Here is a 16,833-nt window from a genome sequence, read left to right on the forward strand (position 1 = left end):
GCACTCAGATTAACTGGCATCACTCAATTCAATGGTTCCGTGGACCCGGGTTATGCATCAGGGCGAAACCAAGTGCAAATGACTTGAACAGCGATTGAGGGACCAATGAATAGCAAGAGCCACACGATTGATTCGATGATTATTTGATATCCACCCAGCCCATTTCAAGCAAATCGCAATAACAATGCTTGTTTGGATAGAAAAACAAATGCTTTTCTTCGCTGGTTCGTGGATTGGTTGACTATCAATGCTTCAGGCATCCTCACCATTGCCTGACAAAACCATTGAAGCTCCTCGATACAGGAGGATGAGTGATTAATAAAACCTCAATATCAACATCCCAAATCAATAGTTTCCACGATCCAAAATGGTGAAAGCAGATTCGCAAACACCCTCAACAAAACCCTAAGAGTTGCCCATCTTAAATGGCCACTTCAGAATCATGGAATAGAGCACTCAGCAGGGATGAACACCACGCAAACGGATCTCGCCACCTCCCTGCTGGTGGGAAAACTGAAACCATGGAATGACCTTGCAACTGCCGTCAGCAGCAGAAGGAACCAACCTTTGCCTATTCGGCAAATAAAGCCGTTCGGCATAGGGCAAAGCCCATGGTCAGCTCAGCCGTGAAGTTGATCAATATGTGGTGTAAAGCCAAGTGCTGGCACTGCTTATGACACTGGTGTTGGATCTGCTGGCTTGATGTTGCCGACGCCGTTGTGCACGCGAAACAGATTGTTGGGATCCCATCGGCGTTTGATCGCCAGCAACTTTGGGTATTGACTGCCCCATTGCGCTTGAGCGGCATTGCTCTGGAAATAATTGGTCTGTGGTGAATAGGTGCCTGAATCAGGCAGCAGGTCACGAAGAATCTCCATCACAGCAGCAATGCGTGCAGATTCAGCAGCTCCCCGTTTGAGATCAGGTTCATGACCCTTGAGACCGACGTATCGGTACTGCTGCTTCGACGTGGCAACCACCAAGCCAATGGCATCAAAGCAGGCTGGATTCAGTGATGTTTGCTGATCTCGTGCTTTGGCTTCTGGGTGCTCACCGGAGAGTCCTTTGTTGAGATGTATCGCAAACGGGGCGTGGCGTGATGCTTCAAAAAAAGTGTCGGCTACTGCTGCTGGTTGATCGCGCATCGCGGCAGCTGGAACCCAGAGAGAGTCGTAGCTGTTCCAAAAAGCTCCCACTTCCCCCTGATTGCTGGCCCACCAGAAGCGGCTGGCTGGAGTGCCCGGCCGTGGATCACGGTTGATCATGCCTGGGTCGAGTTCATCCCAGTAGCTGGCATTCCAGAGCTGCTCAAACGGCAGATCCGTGTAAACCGGCTGAACATCAAAGTCTTTGGGACGGGATCGGAATGGCTGCAAGAAGGCTTCGAACGTGCTGCGGACTTCGCTGTCCTCCAGATCGAGCACGGTGAGTGTGAAGCTGAGTTTGTTGTCAGGCCCAAACTTCACCTTCTCTCCCCAAGCCGGATTGTCGAGGTTGTTGGGGCAAAAACGGATGAACGCCTCAATCAGCTCGCCATAGCCCGAATCAGTACTGGCTTTGACCGCTCCAGTGATGACGGTGAGGCGCTGCGGGATGGGATGGCTCAGCAAGGTGATTTCACTGAGCACAGCAAAGCTGCATGGACCACCGCCGCGCAGAGCGAAGAACAGATCAGGGTGGCGATGCGCATTCACGGTGCGGATGACGCCATCTGCGGTAATCACCTTGGCCTGCAGCAGATTGGCCGCTCCGCTGCCGAACCGTTTGGAGAAACTGCCGAAGCCACTGCCGAGGATGAAGCCGCCGCAGGCACCAACGCTGGTGCAGCCCCCTCCCTGCACATAGCGCCCTGCACGGGTGGCTTGCTCGTAAACCTCCAGCCAGCGGGTACCGGCTTGAACGGTGATCGCGGCTTCGGCCTTGGTACCAGCGGGTGCCCCCTCGGGGAGGAAGGCTTCATGCACGGTGACCTGCCGCATCCGGTGCGTCCAGAGCAGCAGTGAATCCGGTGCGCAGTTGCGGCCGAGGTAGTCATGACCAGCGCCCTTCACCACCAAGCGCAGATTGTTCTCGCGCGCAAAGTTCACCCCAGCAGCAAGATCTTCAGCGCAGGTGGCGGCGATGGCCCAGCGACTAGCGCTGGCTGTCCATCCACGCAACCAGCCAGTGGATTGGAGCCCTCCCGGTTGTTCCTGGATCCAAAAGGGGTTGCGCAGCTTGGTTAGCACTGATGCCGTTGCTTGATGCCAAGGCAACGTCGGTTTGAGGAGTTCACCGCGCAACTGGCGGCGAAGTGCCTGAAAAGACGCGCTGTTCCAAGCACGATTGGCGGCTCTGGCTGAACTGGGCCGCAAGCCTTGGACCACCTGGCTCAACGCAGTCCCTGCGATCGTGAAGAGCAGATCGCGACGGCGCCAATGACGATGGCCCATTTAGCAATGACTCAGTTGAGGACACTCTGTTTGGCGCCATCGGATCGATCAACCAAACCACGTCTATTGAAATTGAGCATCGGCCACCAGGGCCAGCGCTGTTCCTCAGATTGAAAGCCGTTTGAAAGCGCGCGGTTCAAACCCCATACCATACCCACGCTTCTACCCAAAGACGGTGCTATATAGCGGCTGTTATTAAACAGGCCTGAAGACAATGTCATCGACCTGTGCTGTGAAAACACAACCCAGCCGCAAAACCCACTGACTGCCTCTCAGTGAAACCGAACAATGAACGTACTCAATCCTGCGGAGCCTGACGAAGACACGAAGAACTGAGTCCGACAGAGCTTCGATGGTCATTGACACATCACGACCGCCCTCATTTGATCGCTTAAGCGAGCGAACAGGACTTCTGCCAAGAGACAGACTGATGAATTGTGATGTCGCGGCATCTCCCCTCAAGCTTGTTCGCCATCCCGTTATTAGAAAAATGAACAACGCGTTCTTTCTGGTCTATCTCGAATGTGCTTCGCAAATCATAGATATTATAATGACTTAAATAGCACAAGAGACATTGACAAAAGACATGAAAAAAATTCTCACAGAACTAATCATTTTATCTTGCCTCTACCATCCAATCCAGGCCTCCGCCCAAGCCAATTTCACAGAAATTGATGGGTCCATTCTATATTCGGAGTACTACCCGAATTCTCAATCGGAATTCAAAGGGACAATCATCTTTCAGAATGGGTCTGAGTCGCCTTTAAAAGTATGGACTATCAACAAAACCTTCTTTGATTGCGTCAGGGAAAACGGCAATGCGTTTATGTACGACAGAAGCGGCCTCGGCCAAAGCCCACCAGATTTAAGTGTCTCTTTAAAAAAACCAATAACAGCTCAACTCGTTAATTCAAAATTAATGAAGTTATTGGGAAAAAATCATATACGAGGACCCTACGTTCTTGTTTCACACTCTTACGGCGGACTGTATGCAGGATATTTTGCTCGCAAACACCCTCACTTAGTTGCTGGCATGCTAATGGTCGACCCTGTACCGAAAAACTATCAGTATTCAGGTCAAATCCTGGAAAAATTTAAGTTCACCCTCAAGAAATTGAAAAATACTACAAGCAAAGAAGTCTATCAACGGTACAACCTCGAAAGCCCAAGAGAAAGCAATATGATGACAGCCGATTCGTTTTACCAACAACTTGGCTTCAACAAAACCAAGAAGCAGCTGGCTGAATTACCCGAAATGACTAGCAAATTTCCAATCACAATCATATCTTCCTCTGACATGGAAAAGAATGCTCCAATCAAAGGAGATTGGTATGCCCTACAAAAGCAATGGCTGAATCAAAATCCTGAGAGCATGATTTTCAAGGCCCGTGGCGGTCACTTTTTACAACTCGATCGGTCCAAACTAGTTTGCGAAGAACTTAACAAACTTGTGGGAATAGCAGTACAGTCTTCCAAATAAAGATTGTAGATATGAAAGAACTTGTTGCATTAACCCAGCTCAATAATTAAATAGCAATACCTTTCCCAACTCAACTCAACTCAACTCAACTCAACTCAACTCAAAAGCTAGCTGCTTACCAACGCTCACGGTTATCCCTTTAAGCGCGCCGAGGATCAGGAGAAAGTCAATCAAGACCTGCAGCTGCTGCCATAAACGAGACGGCCAGCGTGATCGCTGGGTTCATGGCACATCCATCAACCAAGACAATGAACATCACTAAACAGTCCCTTGAGCAGATCGAATGCGGCAACGGTGGTTTCGTTCGCGAGATTTTAACTGTATACAGGATTGTCAAAGAATGGACTGAACCTCAAAAGAAAGGCCGAGCAATAATGCTGTTGATCAAGCCAACAGGGTGACGGCTAGACCATTATCCTGATTTCTTTGAATCCATCTAACGCCATTGATAAACCATCACTTGGACCTCCTCAAACAATAATATTACAAGTACTATTCCTACTAAACATGGCAACCTGGAGCAATCTCTTGAGTATCTAGATGCTGTGAATAGTTGTGGTCCTGTTGCCACGGCCAATTGGGACTATGTTAACTTATTTATCGGTGGCTTGCCTGCTTTTGTTGATGTTAAACATGGCGCGCCTGAACCAAAGATGCCATAAATTCAAAGGATTGAATCCACTAAAAAATCACCCAACACAAGCTTGAAACCATTTGTGCAACAGGCTACCCTTGCTCTTATCAAGGAAAAATCAAAACATAAACAGAAAAGACGCTTATACTGATGCGAATAAACAGTAACGCAACAACTATGCTTAATCGTCAACCTCCTACAGAAGAATGGAATTTCAAGTTAAAAATATCTAAGTCTAATTTAATTGCATTGTTCATATTAATTTCTATGGGAGGGGGTCTGGTCTACGGCCTCCTTCCCGGTCTTAAACGATTGGATAAAATGCAAAATTTAATGCCAATCACGTCTCAGCAGGAAGCTCTCAGGGCTTGCCAAGAAGAAATCAATGTGGCAATAACTGAGTATAGCTGGTATAGAAGTGATGAGTATACGGATCGCACAATCCTCAAGCACTACTGCGATCCAATTGAGACGAAGACCCAAGGGGTCTATATGTATCACCCCAAGATTGAAGTCATTGAGGAATCCAAGATAGGATCGAGTAGTGAAGTTGAAACGCATAATTTGCGTGGCCTTATGGAACTTGACAATTACTTCGCCTTCGACGAATAAAGAAGTTGTTTTAAATGGTATATACCAAAAGGTAAAGAAAGGCAGTGGCAAGGATGGTGCTGCTTAATACTAGGGCTGTGCGGATGTGGTGTTTGGCTTCGAATATCAATTAGAGAAACTCAATTGCCTCTGAGGGCAGCACGCCACTCTTCTTCTTGGTTCACAATTAATGCGGAGCATTGAACTCGATCAACTCTTTAGAAAAAGCCAAGATATCAATATTCCTTGAATTAATGATCAACAAAAATCAAGACCCTGTCAATTATAATGTTGTACAATTACAGTGTGGTCATTTTTTTGGAAGGTGTCATTCAGGGCAATCAATCGATTGATTTACAAATGAAGAGCATCGACATTATCGCAAAAAACATTAAATGATTTACAATGAACAGGTACGAGTTGAACTAAAAATAACTAAACCACCATCTAATGCCTGATGTAGAACAATTCTGTGAATTTCATTGAGAGTTCACATGCTCGTGGGCGAATACCACCACGTCTTTTCTCGAAGGCGCAAAATCGCAGATATGAGTCAGATCAGCAAATTGATGAGCCTGAAGAAAAGAAGGTAATTTGTCCAGTTGGCACTTGATCACCACTGTCAAAAAGGTTAGCAAGATCTAAATAATTGCTATCCGTGGGATAAACATTTAAAAGCTGGGTAACCGAAGAAACATCCTCTTCCCAATAGGAATGCTGACTATAAACCCGCTGAGGAGAACTAAATTGCTCCTTAGGGTAGAAAATGATATTACATCCCGAATCAATCATTGTGTATCCAAAAGACTCATTCAAGCCTTCCATGTCCATCATGAATAGCACAAAGCTTGTCTTTTTGTCCCAACCATCTAACTTGCTAACTTTGGCCGAATTTTTGTATTCGAGACCACCTCGCTTGAATTTATTTTGCTTATTGATCTTAGAACCCCAGATTTTATGAGACCCATTCTTGCTGATCTCAAAGTATTTAATTGTATCGCCGTAACCATGCTCGTCGGAACCATCGATATAACCTTTTATTTTTCGCTTTGATGAATTTTGAGGGATCCATTCTCCAAAAAACTTCATTACGTCAAAACGTTGATATTTTAATATAATACCACACTCTTCTGTTAAAGCAACACAGGCATATAAATTATTGGACAGAGTTGAGAAAGCCAAAAATTTTAAGCACAAGAGAGTCACACAAAAAGTAGTTGTAAGATCAAGGTTGTCACCCGAATTGCAAATCCTACTCATACAAACAGTCGGACGATGCCTGACAACCAGGCAACAGAACAACTAACCTAAACAACCTGAAGACGATTTCAAATGCACAGTCTTCCTATGCAAATACAAAAATTCTTCCCTCTTAGCCAGGCATGTTATTTTGTGTTGGATTAGATCAGATCAGGCGGAAGCACTGGTCGATCCCCAGCATGGCATCCAGAGGGTAAGGACATCGAACGAACCACTTTGGGGTCCTGCGGGGAGAGCGTGGGAATGACAAGTCGATTACAGAGTTTTGGAGCCAGTGACAAACAACACAGGAATCGCAGACTCAGGTAATCGGGTCGAGCAGTAGAGATTCAGAGGAAGGAGCGTACATCAGCGGGATCTACCCCATCAAACTGATCCACAACAAATATGAAAAATTATAAGAAAACCGATCCATTCAATCGCGTTAAATCTCATTCCAAGAACGGTTTCCAAATTTTACAAGGCTTCGATAAAACAGAGTCGAAAAGCAAAAGAGTGAACATGACAATTGAGCCACTCCAAAATGTCGATATCAGTAAGATTGAGCACAACATTATCCTCGAAAGTGATCTGGGTAGAGCGACAAGTAAGTGCAAAAATATTAATAATTTATCAGAAAAGTCTGTAGGTTTATTCACACAACCAGTGACAGCAAACGAATGGATAAGTTAATGCCTGTATCACTGGCAGCCATTCATGGAAAATGATGGAATAGATATTCAACATGGAATGTGATAGTGTCCTGTAAAAACTCATCAAGATCAATCTGAAGCGAATTTAAAAGTGGTAGAAAATGTTGTGGATACTTACAACACTCTAGAGAATGCCATACACGCAGCCCGAGGAACATTTGAGTACGCCAAGACAGCTTAGAAAGTTGACACTGATGCGAAAATCGATCAACTTGTTGAGGCGGTTGGTGGCGCGGCAAATGGGCAAGAAAACTGGCTAACGAACACTGATGTCTTGAAGACACTATTGGGCTTTACCATGAAAACCCCGATGACATTACGGGCGGTGCAGGCAGCAACGATCCGCTCATGAGTGGCAGCCAAAATCTCAATATGAAAATACTTAAAGGACTAAACCCACAAAAAACACAACCAAAGAAAATCAAAATAGCAACTATAGAATCATTTCATAGAAGAGCCTATTACTTATCCTGGGGTCTCTATTGGCTCTATGGCATGAAATCTAGGCAGTAAAGCTGGTTGATTTAACAAAATAGTGATGCAATCACTGCAACTGATATATTCATTGATGGCATATTCTGAAGCGATGGTGGGACGAGCATGGAGGAAATGAAAATATCTAGTTCAATTGGCGGGGCACTTCCAGTTCATTCAATGAACTGAAAACTGTACAAGCCTCTTCAAGGGTAAAGCAGAGGGCAATGATAAAACGAAATCGATGGCCAATCAAAAAAACACAGACACCAGTAGTAACCTAGAATTTGGACCTAAAGGCAAAAAATCGAAAATCAAGTTAGATCGGTTATCCATCGTCGACCAGCGGCAATCTCTCAACAACCTGTTTCAGATGCCGTACAAAGCCAACATTTGCTAAGTAAAGTAATAGGCCTACACAACGGCATGGCCCTATCCACAGATGAACAAAGCAGACACTAACGGCGTGATCTCCAGAGAAACTAAGCAATCCGTAGCTGTAACGATCCAGCGCATTCAACGACTGCTCGACGAACAGGGTGTAAACGTATTTGGTGTAGTTGATCATGGCGCGGCTGCTCAAAAGGCCGACCTGGAGCTTGATGAAACACAGGTGATCCTTTTTGGCAATCCAGCAGTTGGCACACTGCTGATGCAAGATTTCAGACCGATTGCCCTTGAACTACCTTTGAAATTGCTGGTGTACAGCGAGGGATGCTCAACCCGTATTCAATACAGGCTTCTGAGCAGCCAAGCAAACGTCTACGGGTTTGATCCGAACACGCCAATCATTAAGAAGCTCGATCTGTTCATCACAAAGCTGGCACAATCAGCGGCAGATGACACGCCATAGCAATAATCTGCTAATAAGAATTAAATCCTGCTCATCCTCGATTAATAACGAACCATTAATCACCAGAAACAAAGACAAGCAATAACACCATCACACCATCTGGATGATGATCTTGAAGGAAATATCTGTGTCATCAAGACGATTCACGACAAGCAGAGCCAGCATCAAAGGCTGAAATAGCTGTAGCAGCAGGGAATTGACAAGTTGAAACATCTTTTTTCAACAGATCGATTACACAAGTTGTCGAAATTCTTAGGTCAGTATCGTTGTGGCTTATTTCAAGCAGCCCATAGCAAGATGCATGTACGCTGGATTACAATCCAGCTTCGTGGCAAATGGGCAGTTCAACTTTAAAGTCACTTTATGCCGCATCAAGAGGGGAAAGTTGCAAACCAGTGGCTTGCCAAGCAGCTTCGATGCCCTTAAGCAGAGAAGGCCGCTAAGGAAGCGTTAAAAGAGGCAGCGTCATAAACCTCCATTTTGAGTCACCCCCTTAATGGATCAAGGCTGCGAGAGCTACCAACCATCAAGCGTTCCCCTGCTTCGTCAAAGCCCGGATGATCCTTGGTGATCCGCAGAAACCTTTTACCTGATGAGCAGATGAGTGAGTAGAACTTGGCTAGAAATGACAATGAACACCACTTAAATGAACCATGGCGACCAGCATTGACGGTCAATACAGGGTGATTGCCTGCCAGCTCAAAGCTCACTGGCTGGCACCTGGGATCTGGAGCCATTACATCTGGGAGATCAAGAATGGACGCTTCAAGCTGCACAACCATGACGTATGCCCATCAGCTTATGTAGGCAGCTTTGTTAAGTACGCTACTGGCGATGTTGTAGCAGATGACGCCACGGGCACATTGGACATGACGCCTGATGGCGGTCAATTTGCGGGCCAAGCCCTGAAGGGCGTATTCAAGCTTGATGACTCAGGCGAAATTGTCAGTCTTGTGCTGGCCTTTCCTGGACACGAACGAGCGACAAGCTATGCCGCTGATCCTGGCCAGGTGTATGAAACTTGGCAACGGCTAGAAACGGCGTCGGGCTCCTTGTTTATGTGAACTTCAACTAGACAGATCCAACAACCAAGCCTCATCACTTAGTTTTCAGGAGGTTCCAATGGGGATGTGATGTTTCGATGGATATGGAGTGGTTTCGCCGCGTTCAGCCTCCTGTTGCATCGCTTAAGCAGTTAGTTCTGGTTCGCATACGGACGAGAATTCAGCCTTTGGCGGAGTGTCAGGATTTCGACACCACACGTTTATGGGAGATGGGTTCCCAGATGAAACGGCCCTGGAGTGCTTGGGAGGCGAAATCAATCATCGCATCAATCAAATGAATCTTTTGGCGCAATTGTTGTAATCATTCTTGCAGGTACTTCTAGAGCGGCTATCGATCAGAAGCTTGGGCAATCATTTTTGAAATTGTTGATATTCAATCGCAGAATCGGCATAGTTCAGTAGCAATAATATCAAGTTTATTTCAGTAAATGCTAAGAAGATTGCCAACTTAAGAATCAAGAGGATACTTAAAGGCAAGATCTCAGCGCTCAGGAGGACATGCTGGTTCCTACACTTATTGGCTATGCAGTAGGGGAGTTTGTAAAATTCAATGCACAAAAAGAGGGTGGTGCTTATCTCCCCAATACTAGAAGGAACAAGGCAGTTCCTGGAGAGGATGAACGATCGTAAAACCTTTCCTACCACGCAATGTTCGCGATGTCTGCAGCAATATTTGAGCTTGTAGATTTGAGTCTAGACCAGGTACTGATAGCTATTAATACTACATCAATGCATACACTGCATATATCCATAGCAAGGTGGAATCATTAATTGGTATGATGGCAGTAATTATAATTTGCTTTGCACTCGACAGTCTTCTGATTTTCCTAAAATCTCTAACGGCAGAATTGAAAACCATAAAATAGCTCGACGGGACATTTTTGATAACTACAAAAAAAAATTCATAAAGGCAAGTGATTAAAAACAGATACGAACCGGAAAGAGTTAAGCAGGGAGGATTAATAGTCGCAATCTATCCCCAACAAACCAAACACGGACACCAGCCTTGCCAAATGCGGTTTTTTTGGTGTCAATGTCATCGCAATGGAGGTGCGCACCGCTGCCAACCCATTTTCAGCATCGTTTTCCATGCCTCTATTGCGTTTTAACGCGGAATTAGTCTCTGCATTTGCGGGATTGGTTAATCCGGTGGCCGCCAATGGAACGTTCGCAATATCACCCACTCACCATGGGCTGTCGGCACATCTGGCTTGAAGTGGACGACCTTTTGTTGATCAGCGATGGCCAGCCAGCCCTCACCGTGGTGTTGTTCCAGTCGTTGTTGCGTTGAACGATTGTTGATCGGCATTGCTGTAGCTTGGCCACCATCCGGCTGGATCGCAGGTTGTCGTGAACAGTAGCGAGAAGGTTGAATCTTTCTAAGAAGAAAGAATCTAGAGTAAGTCAGTAATGGGATAGAACAGTCCGGTAGCTTGTTGGGTTCAAAAGCCAAAGATCGGGAGCTTAAATCTTGCTCTGCTTAAATCAGGCGACTGGCTAGAGCACGGGATTCATAACCTTGAGGTCGTGGCTTCAAATCCCAACTAATCCGCCTAAGCCGAGGGCGCATAACCGAGGAATGGATCTGCTGCAGGGTTTTCGACGGTTGACTATCGACCGACTGCTTAGAAGGCAGTTGCTCGATCCAACTGGGTCATCGCTGGCTTAGAGGCGCACCAGATTGGGGTCGGGTGGCTCACAAATCAGGAGATGCTCAATCGGTGCTTATCAAGCTAATGAAACATGCCAATTCGTCAGACATCTCATGCTCATCGATATGATTTATGATCTTCTCAGTAACACCAAAAAGCCAAAAAATTAGCTCTTGATACCCAGAAAGATTCACTATGACCTGCTATATTAATAAAAAAATATACACAAATTTCTACATCATTTGAAGAGTATCCAAAGAAGAATAACCTTGCAAATCTGGCCAATTCGCCCTTTGCTGTTATCGCAAAGGGCGAAGATTTTCCTGAATCCTAATTAGATGCAACTAGACGCTTGAAAAAAATCAATAGCTATCATATAATGATAACAAGAGAATTACTATCGATCCAAAATGTTGAATGAAGATCAATTGATCATTAACTTTGCAGACCATATCACCACTGTCCTTACGATTGAAGAATTACGATCAATCAGTCAAGCGCTATTCAAAATCGGCTTGCCTCAGGCTTGGCCCCTCTCTGAGCAACCCGGCTTTGCAACTGCAGGGATCCGTTTCGGCAATCTAAATTTAGAACTTTGCACAGTTGATCGTCGGTTCAACAAGCTCAACGACTGGCTCACGTTTGAACCAGTGGACCTCGACAACCTTTCGCAAGAGCTAGCTCTGCGCGGCATTGAACACGATCCATTCGATGCCGTCGTGATTCACGGACAGCCCATTTACACCAGAGTCGGTCTGCCCTCATTGGCTGAAGGGCAAACGGCGTTGCAACTCTGCCATACCTTTTATCCAACTCGAACGACAGGACCGATCGCCCCCAAAAATCAGGCAGGAATCAGCTACGTATCGACAATCAAGCTTGGGATGACCGATCGTTCAAAGCAGACAATGGAGAAACTTCTATCACCGAAACAATTTGTGAACTCGGTAGACTTTGAACAAGGTCCAGGTCTTCTCATTTCCCCTGCGGCGCAACTACAGGTTAAAGGATTCATAGTTGTAACAGATAATTCTGAGCAAGCAGTTGATACACTCGTTGAAGCGGGAATGACACGACTTGATGCACACATGGTTCAAATAGGATCACTGAAGATTGAGATCAGCGATTAAAGATCTGACTCCGATCGCAAACCTCAGGATTTTTCGCTCATCCAGGTCAAGTAGAAAGCAGGAAAAATATTTGGTTCCTGAGCAATACACCCCCAACAAAATCCATGAATTACCAACCCCGCTAACAAGGGCGATCTTTTTCTTGGAACCACTTTTTTTCAGTGGATTTAAGCAAAGCAGCAATGCTAAACCAGCTTCTCACCAATAACCCGCTCCACCCGCAAAAGAGAGGAATAGGAGTGTTCACCAACAAAGCAGTGATCTTGTACATGTTAGGGCAATACATATCAAAGCAGTTCCAACTACACCTCAGTTCCTCACCAAAGAACAAAGACCAACTCATTTAATCGATGGGATCAAGAACATAAAATTGATGATTGATCTTCTGATTGCAGCGGCAGTGCTCACCTCGCCATGGCCATTTGGGTCTGTTTGAATTTGGTCTCCGATGAATAGACATCCAATCACCCCTCAGCCCAGATTGAGTTTTTATGAATAGACATACTTTCACCAAAAATTATTTGTGACTGAGGGTAGTAATTAGCGAAATCAAAAACTAGATACAGATCAAAGTTCAGCTGTACAAAAAAGCCTGATGGCAAGAGGAGGCTTCGAGCCGGAGTTTCTTGATCGTCAGAAGCAACGAATGGCATTCCAAGGCGGTACCTGCATATCCAACACTGAACTAGCGTGTACTACACACATTTAATGCAAGGCACAATAGGATCTGCAAACAACCAAATCATTAATGAGTATCAAGCATGATCATCAAGATTTCTGCAAGAGGTATTGCACTTAATGGTCAGGGACAAGCGTAAAGGTATCAACACCTAGTTCCTGAGCAAAATATTCTTTTTGGTTATTATTTTCTAAACCATTAATTGATCGGAAATCACTTCTTAAGTTATCATTTTCATCGGAAATAAAATTTATTTCTGTCGAAGCACAGGCAGGAGTCCTTATGTTGGCACTGTTATTGATGATTGGATCAAAGCTTTTCTCACCAGTAAACCTATAGTGCCTATCATCAAAATCCCCATATTCATCAGCAAGAGCATAGAGACTGTCCTCAAGATCATAAAATTCAATCGGTCTTTTAGGGTTAATACCAAGAAGGTTGATGACATCCCTGGAATCAAGCTCTTCGCCAATAATTTGCTCAGTCAATGTAAGAATATCTTTTCCATCAACAGAGCGCCACTTAAAGGGAGACCTCAAATCAGCATATTCCTCTAAAAATTCATCAATTTTTAAAGTGACATCATCGTAACCGTCCTCGAAATCAATATCATCATCAAAATGACCATATTCGTCGGCAAGATCATAGAGACTGTCCTCAAGATCATGCAATTCAATCGGTCTTTTAGCTTTAATATCAAGCAGGTTGACGACATCCCTGGAATCAAGCTCTTCGCCAGTAATTTTTTCAGTCAATGTAAGAATATCTTTTCCATCAATCGAGCGCCACTTGAAGGGAGAGCTTACATTTTCATAGGCTTTAAGAAATTCATCAATGTCATCACTAATTTCTTCAAAGACTCCTTCATACTCGTCATCAACTTCACTGTTGTACGCTAAGTTATCGGCATGTTTTACCTTTATTACTGATCCCAAAATTGGCCATCCATCCTCCCAAATCAATTTTCTAAGGCCTAGCTTAGATGTACCTTTTAATAATGAATCGTAGTAATGATAAGTGAATAAATGACGGCCATCCCTGAGGCTAATTATTCCAGCGTGTCCAGGGCCTTTCTGTGAACCAACGGCATCAAGAAAAATTGTACCTCCGGCATTACTGAGATCAAATCCGTCCTTATCTAAATAAGGACCACTTGGTGTATTTGATCTACCAATTCTTATATTATAGGTACTTTTTGAGCCGGAACAACATCCTCCCCAGTTCACAAAAAGATAATAGTAGCCATCATATGGATAAATATATGGTGCTTCTATAATATTCTCCTCATCGATAATCAAACCACTAGCAATGTGTTTAAAACGTGCATCACTGTTATCATCTCCAGCCCAAGTTTTCTTTGGTTTATGAGCTAACAGCCCACTATCAGGATCGAGTTTTGAAACATAAATACCACCAGCATGAGAACCAAATACCAGCCAAGGATTTCCCGAATGATCATTAAATACGCTAGGGTCCATAGCTCTAGGGTGATTTTTTTCTCCCTCTGAGTGAACAACTACTCCATCATCTATCCATGCTCCTGAGGAATAATAGGCTCTACCAATGTAGTCATGGACTGTTCTTCTATTTTCATCATAGACAGTATAATAAATAACATCAGCACTAGGCATTGCCGGCGCATCAAATTCACCAGTTTTATTCCACTTCTGTACTTTTTTGGTCCACTTTGGCTTATTATCATTAAATATGGAAGCCTTTTCCGACAACACTCCGGTTTTAGGGTCGAGACTCCATCGCTGCAAACCCTTGCCAGCAGTTCCACTTGTGCTGAATATGAGCTGACCGCTCTTATCAAGAACTAGCTGACTGGGATCATGAATAATCTCCTTCCAGCCCATCTTATGATCATTTAGCTAGACTAAAAATAAGTCTATATTTATGATTCGATCAAAAATTGAATAAAATATTTACACCTCTGTTCCTCTATAATTTGTCAATTGACCTGCTCGTTGTTTAGTATTGCTTAGAAAGTTATACATCCCTTATTTGAATTATTGTCATCTTCATATGCTGCAAGGTTAATCTCGACCAAGGTGTGTTCCGATTGTTTCTTATTTCCTATTTAAAGAATTAATAATGGTATAGATACAGCAATGATCAATGAATTCTCAAATATTCAATTTAGTGTATCTATTAAGCCTCGTCAGGGTTCAGACTGATTCGTGAAGAAGATCGAGCAGCGTATCAGTACATCAAATTTTTCACTCCCCATTCCCCTATTAAACCTCTGGCAATAGTGGGTCCTCTTGTACGCCAGCAACTGTTCTAAGGATGTTCTTCTGGTCCATTCGGCTCTTGAGATCTTGTCAGTCGTGGTAGAGAAGAGAATACCTAAGCTGTGACAAGCAAATCAAGTAACTTTACTAAGGCATCATTTCTGAACTGAGTTTCAGGGAGTTCATGGGGAAATCAATTTTCTGCAGTAAAACTTACTATGGGATGGAGTCTCGGCAGCTAATTTGATGTTGCAAACCAAAGGTTTCTGGAGTAGTGATTCACTCCATAGCTGCCTTGCTGTTACAGCATAGAGAAGCAGGTGCTGTATCAGCGTGAGTGGAACTTAGTCGGCCACAACGAAAGGTCTGTAGATTCTTGTGAAGACCGTTGGACTTGTAGAGAAGTCCATCGCGAGTCGCCGACAAGCAACTGAACTCGCCATCGCTGGCATGGCGGTCATAAAGGTTCCAACCCCAATGTTGAATGCAGTTGTTAGGACAAATATGAATGGAGACGTTGTGAGCGTATCGTTGCGAAGGTCGAAGTGTTAAATCATCTGAGAAAAAAATTTTCTCAAACTTGAACTAAATTCTCTTTTCTGAAGGATCGTCTTCAATTTCAAAAACTGACTCTGGGGTTCCATCTTTGATTCTTTGCTTTGCGTAGCGCAACTCCAGCTCATAAAGCCTTTTTGCAGAAGCCTCTGCAAGGCTTTTATATCCTTGCTTTAGAAAAAAGGCTTGGCGAAGACGCTCTCGTTTGATAGCGAACTCAGATTCACATCGAGCTGATGTTCTAGATTCTCTTCGATCTTTCATGCTAGAGAGAGTGAATATAATTTCCCTATGCCAATGCTAATAATGAAAGCAAACATTATCACAACGTCCCATGATTTTGATCTGACAAAATAGGGCATTGAAATAGTCATGGCCAAGATATGAGTTACGATGCCAACCATCACATTTAGGTGCAAAATAATAAAATATGCAGCAATAACCAAACAACTACCAATAATTCGAAGTGTGATTAACTTTTCCATTCCAACAATCAAGTTAACACCTAAATTATGTCAAGGTGCCTTTGTCTGCTGTGGGCATGATCAACTAGAGAAAACCGTACAAATCAAAGCTAAGCAACACGCACAAGTGAAGTGTCGTTCTGTGGCGCTGCCAAGGGCAGATTTTTCTTTGTATCACAGCCTCCGATGTGGGGGTTCCAGGCCAGCAAAACTTAAAATAGCGAACTCAAATCCAAGACAACCAAAAAATAATTGGCTTTAGCTAATTATTTTCAGCCATTTAATGATCTAACGACTATTTTACCTCATAGAAAATCATTCTGCTCATCATTATCATCCATTTGAGCTTGCATGAACAAAGCTGATAATGGGAGAATCATGCAGAGGCCAATAAGTAATTCCATTGCGTTTCAGGTGCATAGAATAAATCTGCATGCTTCGGGAAATCAAAAATGTTCCATCCGCGTCCTTTTTGACGAGAAAGCGTGTCAAATGATGCAGTTGCGGCAAAATGAATATTTATTTCGCTTTGCTGTGAGATGTGTGCTGGTTTTGGGGTGTGAATGAAAAATCACTTTAACCACGAAAAACCTGTCATTATTGATGTGTTAAAGGCTTGACTGGAAAATCCGTAGC

At 44.1% G+C, this 16,833-nt stretch carries 13 protein-coding genes; 8 read left to right on the top strand and 5 right to left on the bottom strand.

Annotated elements, in window-relative coordinates:
• Positions 1-465: 465 nt before the first annotated feature.
• The gene (locus SIB64_RS11600; RefSeq protein WP_413440353.1) at positions 466-630 is read left to right on the top strand and encodes a hypothetical protein; all 165 of its coding nucleotides are present in this window, start codon (positions 466-468) and stop codon (positions 628-630) included.
• Positions 631-671: 41 nt separating this feature from the next.
• On the opposite strand, the gene SIB64_RS11605 is transcribed toward SIB64_RS11600, so the two are convergent.
• Complete coding sequence (locus tag SIB64_RS11605; protein WP_413440354.1) at positions 672-2,432, bottom strand: FAD-binding protein; 1,761 nt, start codon at positions 2,430-2,432, stop codon at positions 672-674.
• Between the two features lie 586 nt (positions 2,433-3,018).
• On the opposite strand from SIB64_RS11605, the gene SIB64_RS11610 reads away from it, so the two are divergent.
• From SIB64_RS11610 to SIB64_RS11620, 3 genes are all read left to right on the top strand, one after another.
• A complete protein-coding gene (locus SIB64_RS11610) occupies positions 3,019-3,912 on the top strand; it encodes an alpha/beta fold hydrolase (protein ID WP_413440355.1) in 894 nt (297 codons plus the stop codon).
• Between the two features lie 209 nt (positions 3,913-4,121).
• Entirely contained in the window at positions 4,122-4,313 is a 192-nt protein-coding gene (locus tag SIB64_RS11615) for a hypothetical protein (RefSeq protein WP_413440356.1), read from the top strand.
• 410 nt (positions 4,314-4,723) lie between these two features.
• A complete protein-coding gene (locus SIB64_RS11620; protein WP_413440357.1) occupies positions 4,724-5,158 on the top strand; it encodes a hypothetical protein in 435 nt (144 codons plus the stop codon).
• Positions 5,159-5,695: 537 nt separating this feature from the next.
• Here SIB64_RS11620 and SIB64_RS11625 read toward each other — a convergent pair.
• Entirely contained in the window at positions 5,696-6,319 is a 624-nt protein-coding gene (locus SIB64_RS11625; protein WP_413440358.1) for a hypothetical protein, read from the bottom strand.
• A 1,686-nt stretch (positions 6,320-8,005) separates the two neighbouring features.
• Between SIB64_RS11625 and SIB64_RS11630 the strand changes: the two genes are divergently transcribed.
• Positions 8,006-8,416, top strand: a complete 411-nt coding sequence (locus SIB64_RS11630; protein ID WP_413440359.1) for a DUF302 domain-containing protein — start codon at positions 8,006-8,008, stop codon at positions 8,414-8,416.
• A 653-nt stretch (positions 8,417-9,069) separates the two neighbouring features.
• Positions 9,070-9,480 (top strand): hypothetical protein, encoded by a 411-nt coding sequence (locus SIB64_RS11635; protein WP_413440360.1) that lies wholly within the window; start codon positions 9,070-9,072, stop codon positions 9,478-9,480.
• A gap of 1,036 nt (positions 9,481-10,516) precedes the next feature.
• Here the strand turns inward: SIB64_RS11635 and SIB64_RS11640 are convergent.
• The gene (locus SIB64_RS11640) at positions 10,517-10,561 is read right to left on the bottom strand and encodes a hypothetical protein (RefSeq protein ID WP_413443009.1); all 45 of its coding nucleotides are present in this window, start codon (positions 10,559-10,561) and stop codon (positions 10,517-10,519) included.
• A 78-nt stretch (positions 10,562-10,639) separates the two neighbouring features.
• Between SIB64_RS11640 and SIB64_RS11645 the strand changes: the two genes are divergently transcribed.
• Together SIB64_RS11645 and SIB64_RS11650 are read left to right on the top strand one after the other, a co-directional pair.
• On the top strand, positions 10,640-10,771 hold the full coding sequence (locus SIB64_RS11645) for a hypothetical protein (RefSeq protein WP_413440361.1): 132 nt from the start codon (positions 10,640-10,642) through the stop codon (positions 10,769-10,771).
• 771 nt (positions 10,772-11,542) lie between these two features.
• Positions 11,543-12,262, top strand: coding sequence for a hypothetical protein (locus SIB64_RS11650; protein ID WP_413440362.1), 720 nt, complete (start codon positions 11,543-11,545; stop codon positions 12,260-12,262).
• A gap of 795 nt (positions 12,263-13,057) precedes the next feature.
• On the opposite strand, the gene SIB64_RS11655 is transcribed toward SIB64_RS11650, so the two are convergent.
• Both SIB64_RS11655 and SIB64_RS11660 read right to left on the bottom strand, forming a co-directional pair.
• The gene (locus SIB64_RS11655; RefSeq protein WP_413440363.1) at positions 13,058-14,800 is read right to left on the bottom strand and encodes an arabinan endo-1,5-alpha-L-arabinosidase; all 1,743 of its coding nucleotides are present in this window, start codon (positions 14,798-14,800) and stop codon (positions 13,058-13,060) included.
• A 963-nt stretch (positions 14,801-15,763) separates the two neighbouring features.
• Positions 15,764-15,997, bottom strand: coding sequence for a hypothetical protein (locus tag SIB64_RS11660; RefSeq protein WP_413440364.1), 234 nt, complete (start codon positions 15,995-15,997; stop codon positions 15,764-15,766).
• Positions 15,998-16,833: the final 836 nt, after the last annotated feature.

It is taken from the genome of Synechococcus sp. MIT S1220 (assembly GCF_047303025.1).
Lineage (GTDB): Bacteria > Cyanobacteriota > Cyanobacteriia > PCC-6307 > Cyanobiaceae > Parasynechococcus.

Excerpts from the sequence above, each read along its gene's own strand:
- SIB64_RS11600 (WP_413440353.1), top strand. The coding sequence starts at position 466 with ATGAACACCACGCAAACGGATCTCGCCACCTCCCTGCTGGTGGGAAAA.
- SIB64_RS11605 (WP_413440354.1), bottom strand. The coding sequence starts at position 2,432 with ATGGGCCATCGTCATTGGCGCCGTCGCGATCTGCTCTTCACGATCGCA.
- SIB64_RS11610 (WP_413440355.1), top strand. The coding sequence starts at position 3,019 with ATGAAAAAAATTCTCACAGAACTAATCATTTTATCTTGCCTCTACCAT.
- SIB64_RS11620 (WP_413440357.1), top strand. The coding sequence starts at position 4,724 with ATGCTTAATCGTCAACCTCCTACAGAAGAATGGAATTTCAAGTTAAAA.
- SIB64_RS11630 (WP_413440359.1), top strand. The coding sequence starts at position 8,006 with ATGAACAAAGCAGACACTAACGGCGTGATCTCCAGAGAAACTAAGCAA.
- SIB64_RS11635 (WP_413440360.1), top strand. The coding sequence starts at position 9,070 with ATGGCGACCAGCATTGACGGTCAATACAGGGTGATTGCCTGCCAGCTC.
- SIB64_RS11645 (WP_413440361.1), top strand. The coding sequence starts at position 10,640 with ATGGAACGTTCGCAATATCACCCACTCACCATGGGCTGTCGGCACATC.
- SIB64_RS11650 (WP_413440362.1), top strand. The coding sequence starts at position 11,543 with ATGTTGAATGAAGATCAATTGATCATTAACTTTGCAGACCATATCACC.
- SIB64_RS11655 (WP_413440363.1), bottom strand. The coding sequence starts at position 14,800 with ATGGGCTGGAAGGAGATTATTCATGATCCCAGTCAGCTAGTTCTTGAT.
- SIB64_RS11660 (WP_413440364.1), bottom strand. The coding sequence starts at position 15,997 with ATGAAAGATCGAAGAGAATCTAGAACATCAGCTCGATGTGAATCTGAG.